This is a genomic window from Flavobacterium soli DSM 19725 (assembly GCF_000422705.1).
Taxonomy (GTDB): domain Bacteria; phylum Bacteroidota; class Bacteroidia; order Flavobacteriales; family Flavobacteriaceae; genus Flavobacterium; species Flavobacterium soli.
Window position 1 is genome coordinate 54,122 of sequence record NZ_KE383907.1, and the last position, 16,543, is coordinate 70,664.

At 36.3% G+C, this 16,543-nt stretch carries 15 protein-coding genes and 1 tRNA gene; 11 read left to right on the forward strand and 5 right to left on the reverse strand.

Annotation, left to right across the window (positions count from 1 at the left end; all coding sequences use genetic code 11):
• Positions 1-93 precede the first annotated feature (93 nt).
• Entirely contained in the window at positions 94-1,653 is a 1,560-nt protein-coding gene (locus G508_RS0115750; protein WP_026706208.1) for an NAD(P)/FAD-dependent oxidoreductase, read from the forward strand.
• A gap of 3 nt (positions 1,654-1,656) precedes the next feature.
• Here G508_RS0115750 and G508_RS0115755 read toward each other — a convergent pair whose 3' ends face one another.
• The gene (locus G508_RS0115755) at positions 1,657-2,469 is read right to left on the reverse strand and encodes a hypothetical protein (protein WP_026706209.1); all 813 of its coding nucleotides are present in this window, start codon (positions 2,467-2,469) and stop codon (positions 1,657-1,659) included.
• 45 nt (positions 2,470-2,514) lie between these two features.
• Positions 2,515-3,915 (reverse strand): hypothetical protein, encoded by a 1,401-nt coding sequence (locus tag G508_RS0115760; RefSeq protein ID WP_026706210.1) that lies wholly within the window; start codon positions 3,913-3,915, stop codon positions 2,515-2,517.
• A 142-nt stretch (positions 3,916-4,057) separates the two neighbouring features.
• Between G508_RS0115760 and idi the strand changes: the two genes are divergently transcribed.
• From idi to G508_RS0115790, 5 genes are all read left to right on the forward strand, one after another.
• Positions 4,058-4,585 (forward strand): isopentenyl-diphosphate Delta-isomerase, encoded by a 528-nt coding sequence (gene idi, locus G508_RS0115765; protein ID WP_026706211.1) that lies wholly within the window; start codon positions 4,058-4,060, stop codon positions 4,583-4,585.
• Between the two features lie 36 nt (positions 4,586-4,621).
• Positions 4,622-5,032: a 6-pyruvoyl trahydropterin synthase family protein gene (locus tag G508_RS0115770; RefSeq protein WP_026706212.1), complete on the forward strand. Its 411-nt coding sequence runs from the start codon at positions 4,622-4,624 to the stop codon at positions 5,030-5,032.
• A 234-nt stretch (positions 5,033-5,266) separates the two neighbouring features.
• A complete protein-coding gene (locus G508_RS0115780; protein WP_026706213.1) occupies positions 5,267-6,235 on the forward strand; it encodes a type I phosphomannose isomerase catalytic subunit in 969 nt (322 codons plus the stop codon).
• Positions 6,236-6,292: 57 nt separating this feature from the next.
• On the forward strand, positions 6,293-6,559 hold the full coding sequence (locus G508_RS0115785) for a hypothetical protein (RefSeq protein ID WP_026706214.1): 267 nt from the start codon (positions 6,293-6,295) through the stop codon (positions 6,557-6,559).
• A gap of 79 nt (positions 6,560-6,638) precedes the next feature.
• Positions 6,639-6,712: transfer RNA gene (locus tag G508_RS0115790), tRNA-Thr, on the forward strand.
• Positions 6,713-6,867: 155 nt separating this feature from the next.
• Here G508_RS0115790 and G508_RS0115795 read toward each other — a convergent pair.
• The 3 genes from G508_RS0115795 to G508_RS0115810 form a co-directional block, all read right to left on the reverse strand.
• Entirely contained in the window at positions 6,868-7,581 is a 714-nt protein-coding gene (locus tag G508_RS0115795; protein WP_026706215.1) for a DUF4369 domain-containing protein, read from the reverse strand.
• 222 nt (positions 7,582-7,803) lie between these two features.
• Positions 7,804-9,609 carry a M61 family metallopeptidase gene (locus tag G508_RS0115800; RefSeq protein ID WP_157486068.1) on the reverse strand — a complete coding sequence of 602 codons (1,806 nt, stop codon included), beginning with the start codon at positions 9,607-9,609 and terminating at the stop codon, positions 7,804-7,806.
• Between the two features lie 403 nt (positions 9,610-10,012).
• On the reverse strand, positions 10,013-12,085 hold the full coding sequence (locus tag G508_RS0115810; RefSeq protein WP_035695019.1) for a TonB-dependent receptor: 2,073 nt from the start codon (positions 12,083-12,085) through the stop codon (positions 10,013-10,015).
• A gap of 333 nt (positions 12,086-12,418) precedes the next feature.
• Here G508_RS0115810 and hpt point away from each other — a divergent pair, with 333 nt between their 5' ends.
• The 5 genes from hpt (at position 12,419) to G508_RS0115835 (ending at position 16,411) form a co-directional block, all read left to right on the forward strand.
• The gene (hpt, locus tag G508_RS0115815; protein ID WP_035695021.1) at positions 12,419-12,949 is read left to right on the forward strand and encodes a hypoxanthine phosphoribosyltransferase; all 531 of its coding nucleotides are present in this window, start codon (positions 12,419-12,421) and stop codon (positions 12,947-12,949) included.
• A 49-nt stretch (positions 12,950-12,998) separates the two neighbouring features.
• Positions 12,999-13,571 (forward strand): adenylate kinase, encoded by a 573-nt coding sequence (locus G508_RS0115820; RefSeq protein WP_026706220.1) that lies wholly within the window; start codon positions 12,999-13,001, stop codon positions 13,569-13,571.
• Between the two features lie 38 nt (positions 13,572-13,609).
• A complete protein-coding gene (locus tag G508_RS0115825) occupies positions 13,610-14,884 on the forward strand; it encodes a hemolysin family protein (protein WP_084626006.1) in 1,275 nt (424 codons plus the stop codon).
• A gap of 143 nt (positions 14,885-15,027) precedes the next feature.
• Complete coding sequence (gene obgE / locus G508_RS0115830; RefSeq protein ID WP_026706222.1) at positions 15,028-16,041, forward strand: GTPase ObgE; 1,014 nt, start codon at positions 15,028-15,030, stop codon at positions 16,039-16,041.
• A gap of 1 nt (position 16,042) precedes the next feature.
• Positions 16,043-16,411 carry a hypothetical protein gene (locus tag G508_RS0115835; RefSeq protein ID WP_157486070.1) on the forward strand — a complete coding sequence of 123 codons (369 nt, stop codon included), beginning with the start codon at positions 16,043-16,045 and terminating at the stop codon, positions 16,409-16,411.
• Positions 16,412-16,543: the final 132 nt, after the last annotated feature.

Sequence of the window (16,543 nt, forward strand, 5' to 3'; positions counted from 1 at the left end):
ATTTAAAATAGGAAAGAAGGTTTAGTGTATGCTAAACCTTTTTTTATACCACTATATTTGAGGAAATTATTTTAAGTTTGCAAAAATTTCAATATGTCAAAAGAACTCCTTATTCAAGTTTCGCCGGAAGTAGCTGCTAATCCAATACTGCTAAAGGAACATATTGGAAAATTGGTTCAAACTTCTGTCAAGGAAATACAACACATTACCATATTGAAACGCTCGATTGATGCCCGACAAAAGGCTATCAAGATCAATCTGAAAGTGGTAATTTTTTTTGAAGGCGAACCTATCGTAGAGCGAAAAATAGAGCTTCCAGATTATAAAAATGTTTCAAATGCCCAAGAAGTTTTGGTTGTTGGAGCAGGACCTGCCGGACTTTTTGCCGCACTTCAATTGATAGAATTAGGTTTAAAGCCAATAGTACTCGAACGAGGAAAAGATGTGCAAGAACGACGACGCGACTTGAAAGCTATCAACCGCGATCATATTGTGCATGAAGATTCCAATTATTGTTATGGTGAAGGTGGGGCTGGGACCTATTCGGATGGAAAACTCTACACCCGTTCTAAAAAGCGTGGAGATGTAGATCGCATTCTTGAATTGTTTGTCGCTTTTGGAGCTTCAGACGATATTTTGATTGAAGCGCATCCCCATATCGGAACCAATAAATTACCTAAAATCATCAAATCCATTCGAGAAAAGATAATTGAGTTTGGTGGTCAGGTTTTGTTCGAAACTCGGGTAGTTGATATTTTGGTGAAAAACAATGAAATTCAGGGTGTTGTTACTCAAAAAGGAGCGACAATCAATGCAAATAAATTGATTCTTGCTACAGGGCATTCGGCTCGTGATATTTTTGAATTATTGGACCGAAAAAAAATATTTATAGAAGCAAAGCCTTTCGCTCTGGGAGTTCGGGCAGAACATTCTCAAGAGCTGATTGATAAAATTCAATACTCTTGTGATTATCGAGGAGAATATCTTCCGCCAGCACCTTACTCAATTGTAAAGCAGGTGAATGGGAGAGGAATGTATTCATTTTGTATGTGTCCTGGCGGTGTAATTGCTCCTTGTGCTACAAGTCCAGGTGAGGTTGTAACCAACGGCTGGTCGCCTTCTAAGAGAGATCAAATTACAGCCAATTCTGGAATTGTGGTCGAATTGAAATTGGAAGATTTCAAAGCTTTTTCAAGATTTGGACCTTTAGCTGGAATGGAATTCCAAAAAAGTATCGAACAAAAAGCTTGGCATCTTGCAGGTGAAACACAAAGAGTTCCTGCTCAACGAATGGTTGATTTTACACAATCGAAAGTTTCGGCTGACATTCCTAAAACTTCCTATGTACCCGGAACAACTTCGGTAGAATTAGGCCAGGTTTTTCCAGGATTTCTAACTCAAATTTTACGTCAAGGATTTACAGAATTTGGCAAATCCATGCGAGGTTATCTAACCAATGAGGCCATTCTTCATGCTCCAGAATCACGAACTTCGTCACCAGTTCGAATTCCGAGGGATTCAATATCTTTAGAGCATGTTCAAATCAAGGGTTTATATCCTTGTGCAGAAGGTGCAGGATATGCAGGCGGAATTATTTCTGCTGCAATTGATGGCGAAAAATGTGCTTTGAAGATAGGGGAAAGTTTGCTTTAGAATTTAATTGCAGTTTTCATATTCAGCTATAAAATCTTCAAAAGGGGTCATGTTATATTGATGAAAAAGAAGTAAATCACCTCTTCTTTGATCTTTTGGAATGTCCTTATATTCTTTCTGCAAGGCTTTAAATGTTGCTTTGCTTTGTTCTTTCATTTTCTTTTTTTCTTCTTTAGAAAGATTTTTATCACCATAGAAAGAATTATGAACTTTTTCTACGAGTTCTGGACAATCTTTGAATAACTCTTTTAAAGGATTGGCCAGGCGGTCACGTAAACTGAAAACATCTTGTAATTCTACCTCATAATAGTCAATAGCGTAGTTTTCATTTGCATTCTGCAAATAAAATTTTTCGGTTACTGTAGTTGTTGAAGATGGCATTCTTCTATCATGGTTGTATTGCGTTTCCCTGTGATAAAATCCATACAGATTTATTTTTCCGCTTCTTAAAAGAGGCAAGAATATTCGTGCTTTGCTTTCTTCAAGCATTCCTTTCCTGTTGATGCTTCGAATAAATAAAGCTTTATACTCCTTGTCAAAACCTTCATAATGAAGTATTATTTTATCGATGTCATCAATTGAAATCCTTTTGCTGTCAGCCTCTTCTGTGAGTTTAAATTTGATAGACTTGTCATTGTAAATCAATCCTTTTTCAAATGTTCCAAAGAAATTAAAATCAAAGAAATTGTTTTCAAGAAATGAATTGATCAATCCTTTTTCAGATTGTCCATCGGTATAATAAATTGTAGCATTGGTGTATTTTGCTTGTGCAAAAAAGCTAATAAAAAGAAGCAGTAAAGTAAAGTTAAGTTTCATTGTTTTTGGAATTTGAGAGGGCTATAATAACGCTTTAAAAATTGACTATGCTTGTCTGAAATATTTTTTTCGGAGTATTACAATCAATATGATTATCAAAAATAGTACTCCAGCTGTTAAAACGATATATGCAGCAATCTTGTTTTTTGTTCCTTCATGGAAATAAAGTTCATTTTCTTTTTCGATAAATTGAATGGAATTATTTAAAGAAATATTGCCGTATTGCTTTTGTGTTGAAGTGCTGCTGTAATAAAGCGTCACTTCATCATTCAGTTTCAATTCGTCGGTTTTGTCTAGCTCCGGACTAAAATCCCCACTTTCCTTACCTACAAAAATGTCGAACATAGTTGGGCTATTTTCGATTTTGATATATTTCGTAGCACGAGGTTTATAGGTTCCGATAGTGTTTTCAAGATAGCTTATTTTTCCCTTAAGTATATAATACTCTTCTTTTAGACGTGTAGTTCGATACATTAAAAAGCTCCCAATCAAAAGGATGATAAAAGGAATAATTAGTAACCACCATGGATTGTCTTCATCAACAACGGGTTTCTTGGAGAAATCATAATCTGCTGAAATTTGTCCTGATTTTACCCCTCTCTGTTTGTAAATACTAATAGCATATTCAATTTCATCAGTATCCTTATTCAGGTCAGCAACATTAAATTTTTGAGTTAAGTTTTTTGTTTCCATTCCAGAAAGAGCATTGAAAACTATTATGAGATAAGACAAACGCTGTCCTTGATGGTCAGTTTCAAAGTCCAGATAAATTGATTCAACAGCTTTCCATTTCTGAAAATTACTTTTCTTAGTCCAAATTCCAGAACTTGATAAGCTTAAGATTACAGTAGGGGAAATGATTTTATACAAAAAGTAAAAACCTGCCAGAAGCAAAATAGTGACAAATGCATAATCATTTTCAGGATGCTTGCTGGTTTCTGAATACAACCTGCTGAAAGGCATGTATACCATGCAAAAACATGCGACAGCAATCATTAAACTGTTTTTCTTGCCATCTTCAATTTTAAACGTGTGCGGAATGGCATTGTTATCTGCCAAATCAACTACAGTAGTATTAGAATTTATCCGTCGTTGGACGATTTCAAATATTTTTTGGCGATCTGCCTCTGAACAAATTGCCGATTTACCAGGTATAATATCAGATCGAATTATTCTTACCCCACTTGTCTGTGCCTTTTCAATCAAATCAGGCAAGTTGTTGACATGTTCAAAAGCCCAAATTTTCCATTTTACAATCAAATAGGAACGAACGAGCATAAAAATTATAAGAAAAAAGGAGACTCCTACGAAAACCCAATGGAAGACAACATTTAGTTGAATCACTATGAACATGCTGAGTCCCCAGCCAAAAATCATAATCACAGCTGCAATTTTGATCTTCTTTTGAATTGAAGCCAAGGCTTTCGAAACGGTAATGATTTGCATAAAAAAGATTGAGGCGTAAAAGTAAACATTTGCCACTTATATTTTTAATTAATTCAAAACTCGTTAAACTTTTGTAAAAACAAAAAAGCACTAAATAAAACGCAAGATTTTACTACCTTTGAGCGAGTTATACCATCTCTAAATGACCGAAGAAAAAGTAATATTAGTTAACGAAAATGACCAGCAAATTGGTCTTATGCCAAAACTTGAAGCACATGAGAAAGCCGTTTTACACCGTGCCTTTTCGGTTTTTATCCTAAACGAAAAAAACGAAATCATGTTGCAGCAAAGGGCTTCACAGAAATACCATTCGCCTCTTTTGTGGACCAACACTTGTTGTAGCCATCAACGCGAAGGCGAAACCAATGTGCAAGCGGGAACACGTCGACTCTTCGAAGAAATGGGTTTTACAACTGAGCTAAAGGAGCTTTTTCACTTTATTTACAAAGCACCATTTGATAACGGCTTGACTGAACATGAACTCGATCACGTCATGATTGGCTATTACAATGAAGCACCCAAAATCAACCCCGAAGAGGTCGAAAGCTGGAAATGGATGTGCATCGAAGACGTAAAAAACGATATGCAACACCATCCAGAGCTCTATACCGTGTGGTTCAAAATAATTTTTGACGAATTTTATCACTATTTAGAAGACCATAAATTATAAAATTCCAAATCTCAAATTCCAAATCCTATATCAAAAATGAAAGTCACCATCTCCAGAAAAGCCCATTTCAATGCCGCTCATAGATTGTATAGAAAAGACTGGTCGTTCGAGAAAAACGATTCGGTATTTGGAAAATGCAACAGCCCCAATTTTCATGGACACAACTACGATCTAACTGTGAGTGTCACAGGAGCAATCGACCCCGAAACCGGTTATGTCATGGATATAAAAGAATTGAGCGACCTCATTTATCAAGAAGTAGAAGTGCCATTCGACCATAAAAACTTGAACTTGGACGTTCCTGAATTCGAAAACTTAAACCCAACTGCAGAGAACATTGTGGTGGTTATCTGGAATAAACTCCGACAAAAAATTAATCCCGATTTTGACCTCGAAGTTGTGCTCTATGAAACACCTAGAAATTTTGTCACTTATCGTGGAGAATAATTAGAAGCAAATCGCTTGGGCATTTTTGGAATCTTTGTTCCCGCCATCCTCCCAAATCTTTTTGTTTTTAAAGAAAAAACAAAAAGGATTTTCCTTCATGTCGGGGCTATTAGACAAACCATTCTCACTTTTGAATCTTTTGAGATAAAAATGAGAATTAGTGTAAACAATTGACAAAATAGTGTAATGGAAAATACCATAAAATAACCAACTTTGAAGAAAATATAAACCATTATGACTTCAGCACTTTATCCATTGCAATTTCATCCAATTTTAAAAGAAAGAATTTGGGGAGGCAAAAAACTCAAAACAGTTTTACATAAAGAAATCACTTCAACCATAACAGGCGAAAGTTGGGAACTATCCACTGTCGAAGGCGATGTTAGCATTATAGCAAACGGAACCTTTCAAGGAAATTCCTTGCAAGAGCTAATCAATAACCGTCCAGAAGATATTCTTGGAACAAAAGTATACAAAAGGTTTGGCAGGCAATTTCCGCTACTCTTTAAATTCATTGATGCAAGAGAAGATCTTTCCATTCAAGTGCATCCAAATGATGATTTAGCCAAGGAACGCCACAACTCTTTCGGAAAAACCGAAATGTGGTATGTAATGCAAGCCGACGAAGGTGCCAGAATTATTGTGGGTTTTAAAGAAGAGTCCAATCAAGAAGCCTATCTCGAAAATCTAAAAAACAAGAGCTTGCTTTCGATCTTAGATCAGGTTACGGCAAAAGAAGGCGATGTCTTCTTTCTAGAAACCGGAACAGTTCATGCCATTGGAGCAGGAATCCTCTTGGCCGAAATCCAGCAAACTTCTGATATCACGTATAGAATTTACGACTTTGATCGCGTAGATGCAACAGGAAATACGAGAGAACTTCATGTTGATTTGGCCTTGGATGCCATCAATTATGAGGTAGTGGAAACTCAGAAAAAATATAAAAAAGAAAAAAACATCTTCAATGATGTAGTTGATTGTCCGTATTTTACAACCACTATGCTTCCGTTGCAAGGTACTCTAGAAATCAATAAAACTTCGGAATCTTTCACGGTCTATATGTGTGTGGAGGGCTATTTTGAAATTGAATATGATAATCAAAAATATCAGTATAAAAAAGGAGATACGATTTTGCTTCCAGCGGCTTTATATGCATTCAAAATCAGCGGAAATGCTTCAATTTTAGAAATTTACATTTCATAGTGGGTTATCTGAAGATTATGTGTACTTTTGCAATCGCAAATTAAAATTAGAAATAAAATGGCAAACATTAAGAATTTAAAGAAAGACATCAACTACGTTTTAGGAGATATTATTGAGGCAGTTTACTTATATGAACTTACAACGACAGGAAAACCAAGTCCAGAAACTAACGCTTTGATCGATGAAGCGATTACTGCATTTGATGTTTTGATTGCTAAAGTGAATGCAAAAAATGTTGAAAACAAAAAAGCACACTTCAAACAAATCAACGTAGAATTAGAACAAGCTGCAAATCAATTGGTTGCTAAAATCAACGAATTGTAGTCAAAAAAAACAATAAAAAAGTGCAGATTTTTTTTGGAAAATTAAAATTCAGTCTTATATTTGCACTCGTATTGAAGTCGCCAGCGTAGCTCAGTTGGCTAGAGCAGCTGATTTGTAATCAGCAGGTCGTGGGTTCGAGTCCCTCCGCCGGCTCAATAAGAAAACCATCACAGTAATGTGGTGGTTTTTTGGTTTTGTACATTTCTTGAATTGATAATGTTTTACAGTTTAAGTATTAAATATAAAATAAGAGCATAAAAAAAACATCCGCCGAGGCGGATGTTTTTGATTTTTGTATTTATGACTTTTTACTTTTCCGATTTCTTTATGTCGGCGATATATTCGTTTAAAAGCTTTCCGTATTTTGATTTTGCAATTTTTGCTGGAAGAGCATTGTTGATGGTGTCTAGGTATTTGATATTTGCATTGCTAATTTCTGATAGGGCAATATAGGGTGCTATATCATGGTTTTTGTTCGTAATGGCAAAGTTAATGGCATAGAGGTATCTTCTTTTTAAATTGCCTTCGATTTTCTTGTCGATGCTGTCTAGATCTGATATACGGTTGAAACGTACTGCATCGAATCGTTCTTTTGAAAGTTCGAGATTTTTAGTAGTGAATCTTGAATTGATTTTCTTGAAATCTTCGTAGAGCTTATGGTTTTCGGAACCTGTTATTTTTGCGTCAGCAAAGAAGTGTTTTAGGCTAGTTTCGATATTGATGTTTCCTGGTTCGGCAAAGACTGGAAGGTTATTGTCGACTGAATTGGTAACACCACGGTCGATGAACAGATAGAGCATTTCTGGGGATTCCAAATCTAAATGGGACTCGAAAGTAGATTCGCCATCGATGATAATCGAATCGATCACCACTAGATTGGTATCGACAATTTTTTGGATGTAGAGTTTTCCTTCTTGAAATCCTTTGATGTTTCCGGTGATGTGGAGGTTTTTATCGGATTCTTTCTTGCTACAGCTGATGATTAGGAATATTGAGAATAGGGCAACGACGGCGTTTTTCATTATAAATAGTTTTTGTTTTTTAATGTGGGGCAAAATAATGAAAAAATCCCCAATTTAGATTTTAAATTGGGGATTAATATGATTTCTTTTTTTTCCGGTTCAGGTTTATGGAGGGCTTTCTAGCCCTGATGGTTGCAACTATCCTTTTGTTCCGGGGTTCGGAACAAAAGATAGTGCATCCAGCAGGAATATGGATTTATTCTCTGCCAAATGATTCGCTCCTTATCCTTTTAGCCAAGCTTCTTTTAACTTGTTTTTGGTTGCATCTGATGCTTGGAATCCTTCGGTTTCGTCCATTGGGATTTTTGCGTTTCCTTTTAGGGTTAGCTCTTGACCGTCGCGTTTCATTTTAAAGGTTAGTGGGTCGCCTTCCTTGATGGCCATGCTCATCATGATCAGATCGTTGACGTTATCGAGGTTGTATTTTACGTCGTTGATGGCGAGTAGAACGTCGCCTCCTTTGATGCCGATGGTGTTCATGAAATCGTTCAATTCGGCTCCTGGGATGATTAGTAATTCCTTTGTTGAAGGGTCGAGAACTGTGATAACGGGTGCTTGATTGTGGACAAAAATATTCCCTGGAACTTGCATTGTGGTTTTTGTAACGCCCATTTTTGCAAAGTATTTTTCGTATGGAATTGGAGTTGGTCCTGCAACATACGTGTTTAGGAATTCGCCCACTTCTGGGTAGGTGAGCTGTGTTATTTTTGCAAAAAGATCTTTGTCGTCAAATGCTTTTTGAGTTCCATATTCGTTGGAAAGTTTTTGCATCAGGTCGAGAATTCCTCTTTCGCCATTGCTTTTTTCTCTGATTGTGATGTCGATGCACATTGCGATTAATGCTCCTTTTTCGTAAACGTTTAGGTATTGGTCCTTGTAGGGCTTTTTCAAGACTTCGGCACTCATTTTTGTGAAGGGCATCGTGTCGTCCATTTGCAGTGAATTGGCAATTTTCCCGTTCATTCTTTGGTAGAATTGTTCTTCGGTGATGAGGCCTTGATTGACTTGGAACAGATTTGCAAAATATTCTGTCACTCCTTCATACATCCATAAGTGTTGTGACATCTTTGGTGTGTTGTAGTCGAAGTTTTGGATTTCTTTTGAGTGGATCGTAAGCGGTGTTACGATGTGAAAAAATTCGTGGGAAACGACATCTTTTAGTTGTTCTGCCAGTTGTTCTTTTGGCATCATTTCCGGCATGACTACGGTTGTAGAAGTTGGGTGTTCCAAAGCTCCAAAGCCATTTGCATCGGCACGGTTCATGTCTGACAGGTATAGCAATACTGCATATTTTTTAGTTGAATTGAATTTGCCCAAGAAATTTTTTTGAGCGGTCATCATGGTTTTCATCTCTGGGGTGATGCTTTCGGCCGTTATAAGTCCGTTTGGAGAATAGACCGCGATGATGATTTCCATTCCGTCTACTGTAAATGTGGTGTAGTCTGGTTTAGAATACATGATAGGATTCTCTACCAATTCGGCATAACGGGAGGTGTTGAACGTGTCTTTTGTGTCGCTGGCGTCCTTATCGACCATTGCCGTAGCTCCCCAAAGTGTTGCTGGGTGTGCAATATTCACTTTGTAGGGAAACTCGATCATGTCTGAAAAATAGCCTACGAAAGCATGGGTGTTGATCATGAAGTTTTTGCCTTCCTCGATATTGGTTCCGGCTGGTGAAAAGATGTCGTGGGTGTCTTCGATATCATAAGTATCGTTTACATAATAGGTAATCTTGCTGAGCTTTTTTGCATTGCTGATTTTCCATGAGTTGTCCTCTAGTTTTGCAACAGTCAAGGCTGTTCCTTTGGCATCATAGGCTTTTAAGTTTTCTATGAATTTGCCATAATCGTCTTCAGAATAGGTGCCTGGGATGATCTTTGGAACGTGATAGGTGACTTCGTTACTGCTGATTTTTGGTGGGGTAACGGTGACCATGACTTGATCGTCTTTTACTACATTCAAGTCGATATCTACTTGTATTTGCTTGTCTTTTGATTGTGCCGTAGCATTGAAGTTTAAAAATGACATTGTTATTGCCAAAAAGTAAAAACTTTTGAGATTCTGAACTCTTAATTTCATCTTTTTTAGATTTGATTTGAATGTAAGACTGTGGTTTAACAAAATTGTTACATGTTGCAAAGAAAGTTAATTTAAAAAAGGGTGGGAGTTATAGAGTTGTTAATTTAAAACAAGTTTTTTATCTACATTTGAGATTAAAATGCGATATGCAAATTGTTTCCCTTCTACTTATCATAATAATTGTATTGTATGGTATCAAAGAATTGAAAAATTCTAATAAGTTGCCAAATGATAGTGCATATAATATGTATCAAAATTCTAGATATTATCGTCTATTGATAATGGTGATTGTAGTTGTATGTGGATTAATTATATTCTTGTTTCGTTGTTTTTTGAATAATAAGTGTTAATATTAAAACACGTATTCAAATGAAACATTCCCATAATAATTGACAGGAAGCCCTGGGTAATAATATCTTGGAGTGGCATTTCCAAAAGCGGTAGCATTGACCAAAACCATCGAGGCATATTTTTCGTTGGCGATGTTGTTGATTCCAAAAGCAATTTTAGAGGTAAATCCTTTAAATACTTCAAAATTATAACCTGCTTTTAGATTGATGATCTCATAGCTGTCGCTGTAAACAGAATTAGCATCGTTTAGTGGAATCTCATCCACAAATTGATAGTCGGCAGAAAGGTAGAGGCCAAATTTTGTATTGAAGCTTATTCCGGCATTTGCTTTATTTGACGGAACTCCAGTGAGTTCATTTCCTGAGAAATCATTGTCAATAAATTCTTTGAACTCATATTTTCCAATCGATGCTGCAACAAACGGATTCAGTGTCAGGAAATGGTTTATTCTAAGGGTATAGTCTGCTGAAAATTCTATTCCTTGATGGAGTGTTTTGCCAGCATTTATGCCAACATATTGGTCGTCGCCAATTCTTTGAGCAACTAGTAAATCGTTGATTTGCATAGAATAGATTGAAAATTCTGTGTATAAATTCTTGTTTAGCAGATAGAACTTCCCGCCGATTTCAAAATTATAGCCACTTTCGGGCTTGATGTTAGAATTGATGGTGCCGTTTGCTGTCAAGGTTTCTTCGACGCTTGGAAGCGAAAAACCTCGGCTTGCCGAAATATAAAGTGTTTTTAAAGAACTTGGTTTGTATAAAAACGAAAGTTGAGGCGACCAAATGGCGCCATAGCTATAACTTTCGGTAAAAGCATCTTCTATTGGAAACGTTGAGTCTAATTCAAATTGGGTCTTGTTGACATTCAATCCCGTTTGGAATTCGAATTGATTGGAAAAGGCAAAACGTAGTTGTGCAAAAGCATTGTAGAAATTGCGTTTCTGGTAGTTTTGCGTGAGTTGATTGCCTTGCAAACTGCCTAAATCATTATTTTCTTCATAAAGGTTTTCGAATGTTTTTCCGGTATAATCATCCCGAAAATATTCTGCTCCAAAATTGAAATTGCTTTTAATTGTTCCGATAGCAAAACTTCCTGTAAAGGCTGTTCTAGCACCATAAGCAAAATTATATTGTCGCAACACATCAAAAGGACGAGGTTCGTTATTGTCCTTGTAATTGATGAAAACCGAAGAGGCATTTTTTAAGTTTTTGCTGATTTCAAACTCATACGAAAGTCCTCCCAAAACCGATTTGTATTGCTTGAAGCCTTTTGAGTCAACCCAAGTGGGGGCTCCGGCTTGCGGATTATTGTCAAACATTTCCTTGTTGATAGAGCTCGGAATAAACGCTTTTAGATAGGTATGATTAAAGAAATAACTGAACTTGCTTTTTTCCTTTCGGAACAATTCGCCGGCAAGTGTGATTCCTTCTCGATTGTAGGAGCTGTTTTCCCGCCAACCGTCGGTTTTTAGATGGTGATAACTGATATTGAGACTCGAAGTGTTAGTGTTTAATCCGTAATTCAAGGTGTTTTTTACCAATCCGAACGAGCCGTGAACGGTACTGATTGAAGCTGTGTTTTGATGCAGATTGTTTTTCGGGGTAATCAAAATGGCACCACCCAAACCTGCTCCATAAATGCTGGAAAGTGGCCCTTTGATGATTTCCACTTGGCTGATGTTTTCCAGATCGATGTCTTCGATGGTGGTTTCGCTATTGCCGGAAGTTAGTGGAATGTTGCCGTAGAAAGCTCGGATTTTGTTGGTTCCGTAAGGTGTTCTCGCTCCAATTCCACGAATGGAAATTCTGTTGGTCGTCACGTTTGCCGATTGCATATAAACACCAGGAATTCGGTTTAAGGCAACGGAAATATCGGTGTTGTTATTGGCTTGCAGTTCCTTTTCGGAGAGAATCCCTATTGAAGCTGGAGCATTGAGCAAACTGTCGTTGATATGGAAATTGCTTATTGTTACTTCCTTGAGGATCTCACCTTTGAAAATGGTATCAGATTGAGAAAATGATTTTAAAGAGAAAGAGAAGAGGATTATTAATAGAAAATAATTCTTTTTCATTGAACGCGGTTTTATGAACACAGATTTCACAGATTATCACAGATTCGCCACCTCCAAAAATCTGTGATAATCTGTGAAATCTGTGTTAGAATTTTTATTTATTTGCTCTGATTTGCCAAATTGTGTTTCCGCTTTCGTTATAGCTTGTGGGGATTTAGAGGTTTGTTCTTTTTCAAGTTTGAAATTACGGCTTTTATTTTTTTCTACCTCTTTAATTTATTGAATATTAGAAATTTTTTAACATTAATAAAATTATAATAAATGTGAAATTAATTATAAAATAGCTGTTGGGGTTTTTAGTATATTTGCACCTTATACTTAAAACGATTTATTGTGATACAAATCCACGACAAGCACTTCGTTCCGTTTATATCGGCAGAAGAAATTGATTTTGCATTGGTGAACATGGCAAAACAAATGGATGATGATTTTTTTGATGAAATTCCAGTATTCATAGGTGTTTTGAACGGTTCTTTTATGGTTTTGGCCGATTTGATGAAGCATTACAGAGGCATGTGTGAAGTTAGTTTTGTGAAAATGGCTTCGTATGAGGGAACTCAAACGACAAATTCTGTAAATGAATTGATTGGTTTGAACCAAGATTTGACGGGAAGAACAGTCGTAATCGTAGAAGATATTGTGGATACAGGCAACACAATAGAAGTTTTGAAAGATATTTTGAAGGCTCAAAATGTGAAGCATTTCAAGATTGCAACCTTGTTCTTCAAGCCTGAAGCTTATAAAAAAGACATCAAGCTGGATTATGTAGGAATCAGAATTCCGAACAAATTTATCGTTGGTTATGGATTGGATTATGATGGACTAGGAAGAAATTTATCTGATGTTTACCAACTTGCGGAATAGTAATTAGAATAACAACAACACAAATAACAACAACAACTTTTTAGAAAAAATGATTAACATAGTTTTATTCGGGAAACCTGGAGCTGGAAAAGGAACACAAGCAGAATTTTTAAAAGGAAAATACAATTTAGTGCACCTTTCTACAGGAGATATTTTCAGGTTTAACATCAAAAACGATACAGATTTAGGAAAATTGGCAAAAACCTTTATGGATAAAGGAGATTTGGTTCCAGATGAAGTAACTATTAAAATGTTGGAAAGTGAAGTAGATAAAAACCCAGCAGCAAAAGGATTTTTATTTGATGGTTTTCCTAGAACAATTGCACAAGCTGAAGCATTAGATGCTTTTTTGAGTTCTAAGCAACAAGAAATTACAGCCACAATTGCTTTGGAAGCCGATGATGAAATTTTGGTAAAGCGATTGTTAGAAAGAGGAAAAACTTCTGGTAGAATTGATGACCAAGATGAGGAAAAAATCAGAAACCGTTACCAAGAATACAACGAAAAGACAGCTCCTTTGATGGATTATTACAAAGGACAAAATAAATTCTATCCTGTAAACGGAATAGGTTCAATCGAAGAAATTACAGAAAGATTGAGCAATGTGATTGAAAAATTATAATTCAGCACAAACACTAGTACTAACGAACACTCCATACATTGGAAATACTTATAATTCTTTTCTTGATCATTCTAAACGGCGTTTTCTCGATGTCGGAGATTGCACTGATTTCTGCCCGAAAGAACCGTTTGGAGAATGCTGCAAAAAAAGGAAATGCAAGTGCGAAAGCTGCATTGGAATTAGCCAATTCGCCAAATAAATTTTTATCGACCGTTCAGATCGGAATTACGTTAATCGGAATTCTGACGGGTATTTTTTCTGGAGATAAAATTACTACTGATGTTCAAGTTTTTGTAGAAGGATTTGCATCTTTAAAACCTTATGCAGATTCAATCGCAGTGGGAATTGTTGTGGTAATTCTTACTTTTTTCTCCCTTGTTTTAGGAGAGTTATTGCCTAAACGAATCGGTTTGAACCATCCAGAAGCCATTGCAAAAGCAGTAGCTCTACCAATGAAGGTGATCTCAATTATTACTGCTCCTTTTATTTGGTTGCTAACGATTTCTACGGAGTTTTTATTGAAAGTATTAATGATCAAGCCATCTGCCGAAGGAAAAGTAACCGAGGAAGAAATTAAGGCCATCATTAAGGAAGGAACCGAAGGTGGAGAAGTTCAGGAAATTGAACAGGACATTGTGGAACGTGTTTTTCATATTGGGGATAGGAAAGTAAATTCGCTGATGACGCACAGAAAATCAGTTGTTTTTCTTCCGCTAAATTCTGATAAAAATCAGGTTAGAGATATGATGTTGAAGGAATTGCATTCGATTTATCCAGTTTATGGCGATAATTATGATGATATTGTTGGGGTTGTAAATCTTAAAAATATTTTCGCCAATATCGAAAAAGACAATTTCAATCTGAACGAGATAATGACCGATGCTCCATTTATTATGGAACAAACCACGGCTTACAAAGCGTTAGAGAATTTCAAGAAAAGCGGTATTCATTATGCTTTTGTGTCAGATGAATATGGTGTTTTTCAGGGTGTTATAACATTGAATGATATTTTGGAAGCGTTGGTTGGAGATGCTTCAGATTTTTATAAAGAAGATTTTCAACTTGTGGAAAGGGAAGACGGAACATGGCTTGTGGACGGACATTATTCGTTGCACGATTTCCTTACCTATTTTGAATTAGACGAGCTCATTAATGATTATGAAGTAACAACCGTTAGTGGTTTGATCATGACTGAACTATCCTATATCCCAAAACAGGGAGAAAAACTAATATGGAACCATTTTGAACTCGAAGTTATCGATATGGATGGTGTAAAGATTGACAAAGTAATGGTGAAATCATTGCAGAAATAAATAGTTATTATTCACAGTTGTAAAACTGAGATGAAAACTGAAAACTAAAAAAATGACATAAGATTTGAAATTAAAAGGAGGACAGCCAGTGGCTGTCAGGTATTTTTAATCAGAGTTGTTTTGAAAAAGCAAAAATAGAAAAGATGACAGAGGGGAACTTCGTAGATTACGTTAAGATATATGTTTCATCCGGAAAAGGAGGGAAAGGTTCAACGCATTTGCATAGAGAGAAATTTATTGAAAAAGGTGGTCCAGATGGTGGAGATGGTGGTCGTGGTGGTCACGTTTATTTGGTTGGAAACAAAAGTTTGTGGACGTTATTTCACTTGAAATTCGCCCGACATATCAAAGCTGGTCACGGTGGTGATGGTGGTGGCGATAGAAGTACAGGTCACGACGGAGAAGATAAATTTATCGAAGTGCCATTGGGGACTGTGGTTCGCGACAAGGAAACGAATGAAATTTTATTTGAAATTACCGAACACGGCGAGAAAAGAATTGTAGCTCAAGGTGGGAAAGGTGGTTTGGGGAACTGGCATTTTAGAAGTTCGACGAACCAAACACCAAGATATGCACAACCTGGAATGCCTTCTATTGAGATGGATATGATTTTGGAATTGAAAGTCTTGGCAGATGTTGGTTTGGTTGGTTTCCCAAACGCTGGAAAATCTACTTTGCTGTCGGTTCTAACTTCTGCAAAACCAAAAATTGCCGATTATCCGTTTACAACCTTGAAACCGAATTTAGGAATTGTGGCCTATCGTGATTATCAATCGTTTGTGATTGCCGATATTCCTGGAATTATTGAAGGTGCTGCCGAAGGAAAAGGTCTTGGACATTATTTCTTGCGTCACATCGAAAGAAATTCAACTTTGTTGTTTTTAGTTCCTGTTGATACTCCGGATATTAAGGCAGAATATGATATCTTGGTAAACGAATTGACAAAATATAATCCTGAAATGCTCGATAAGGAGCGAATGCTGGTGATTTCAAAATGTGACATGCTCGATGACGAGTTGAAAGCTGAATTGAAAACACAGTTGGATAAGGATTTTAAGGATATTCCGTATATGTTTATCTCCTCGGTTGCCCAGCAAGGGTTGACGGAATTGAAAGATAAATTATGGAAAATGTTGAATGAAGAAAACAACCAATAATATGAAAAAGCTAATCGTATTGTTTTTATTGTTTGCTGGTTTAGCAGGACATTCTCAAAATGTCTCAGATTCTACCTATTTTAAAATTGCACCTTCAAAATACGATTGGAGCAAGCTTGATATTTCGGATATTACTTTTTCGATTGACATGAAGCAGTTCAAAGATGTTTCGGTGGTTTCATTTTATGATTTGAACAGTATTTTCAAATATGATTACATCCAAAATCAAGGATTTTATACTTCTCAAAGAGTAACAGCAAATCCTGGAGGAAGTTATTTGGCAGTTGATAGGGATTTTTATTATCCAAGCAGTGCCGAATCATTGGCTGGTGCTTTTGTGACCGGTTTGTTTAATACTATATTCAAGTAAATTTTTTTTTAAGATTTATACTAAAACCATCCAATCGGGTGGTTTTTTTGTGCTTTTTAGGAAGGGTTTTCTTTTGGAAATAAATCTTGATTATAGCAAGAACCGCGATAGGGATTGAAGTGGCATCCTTTT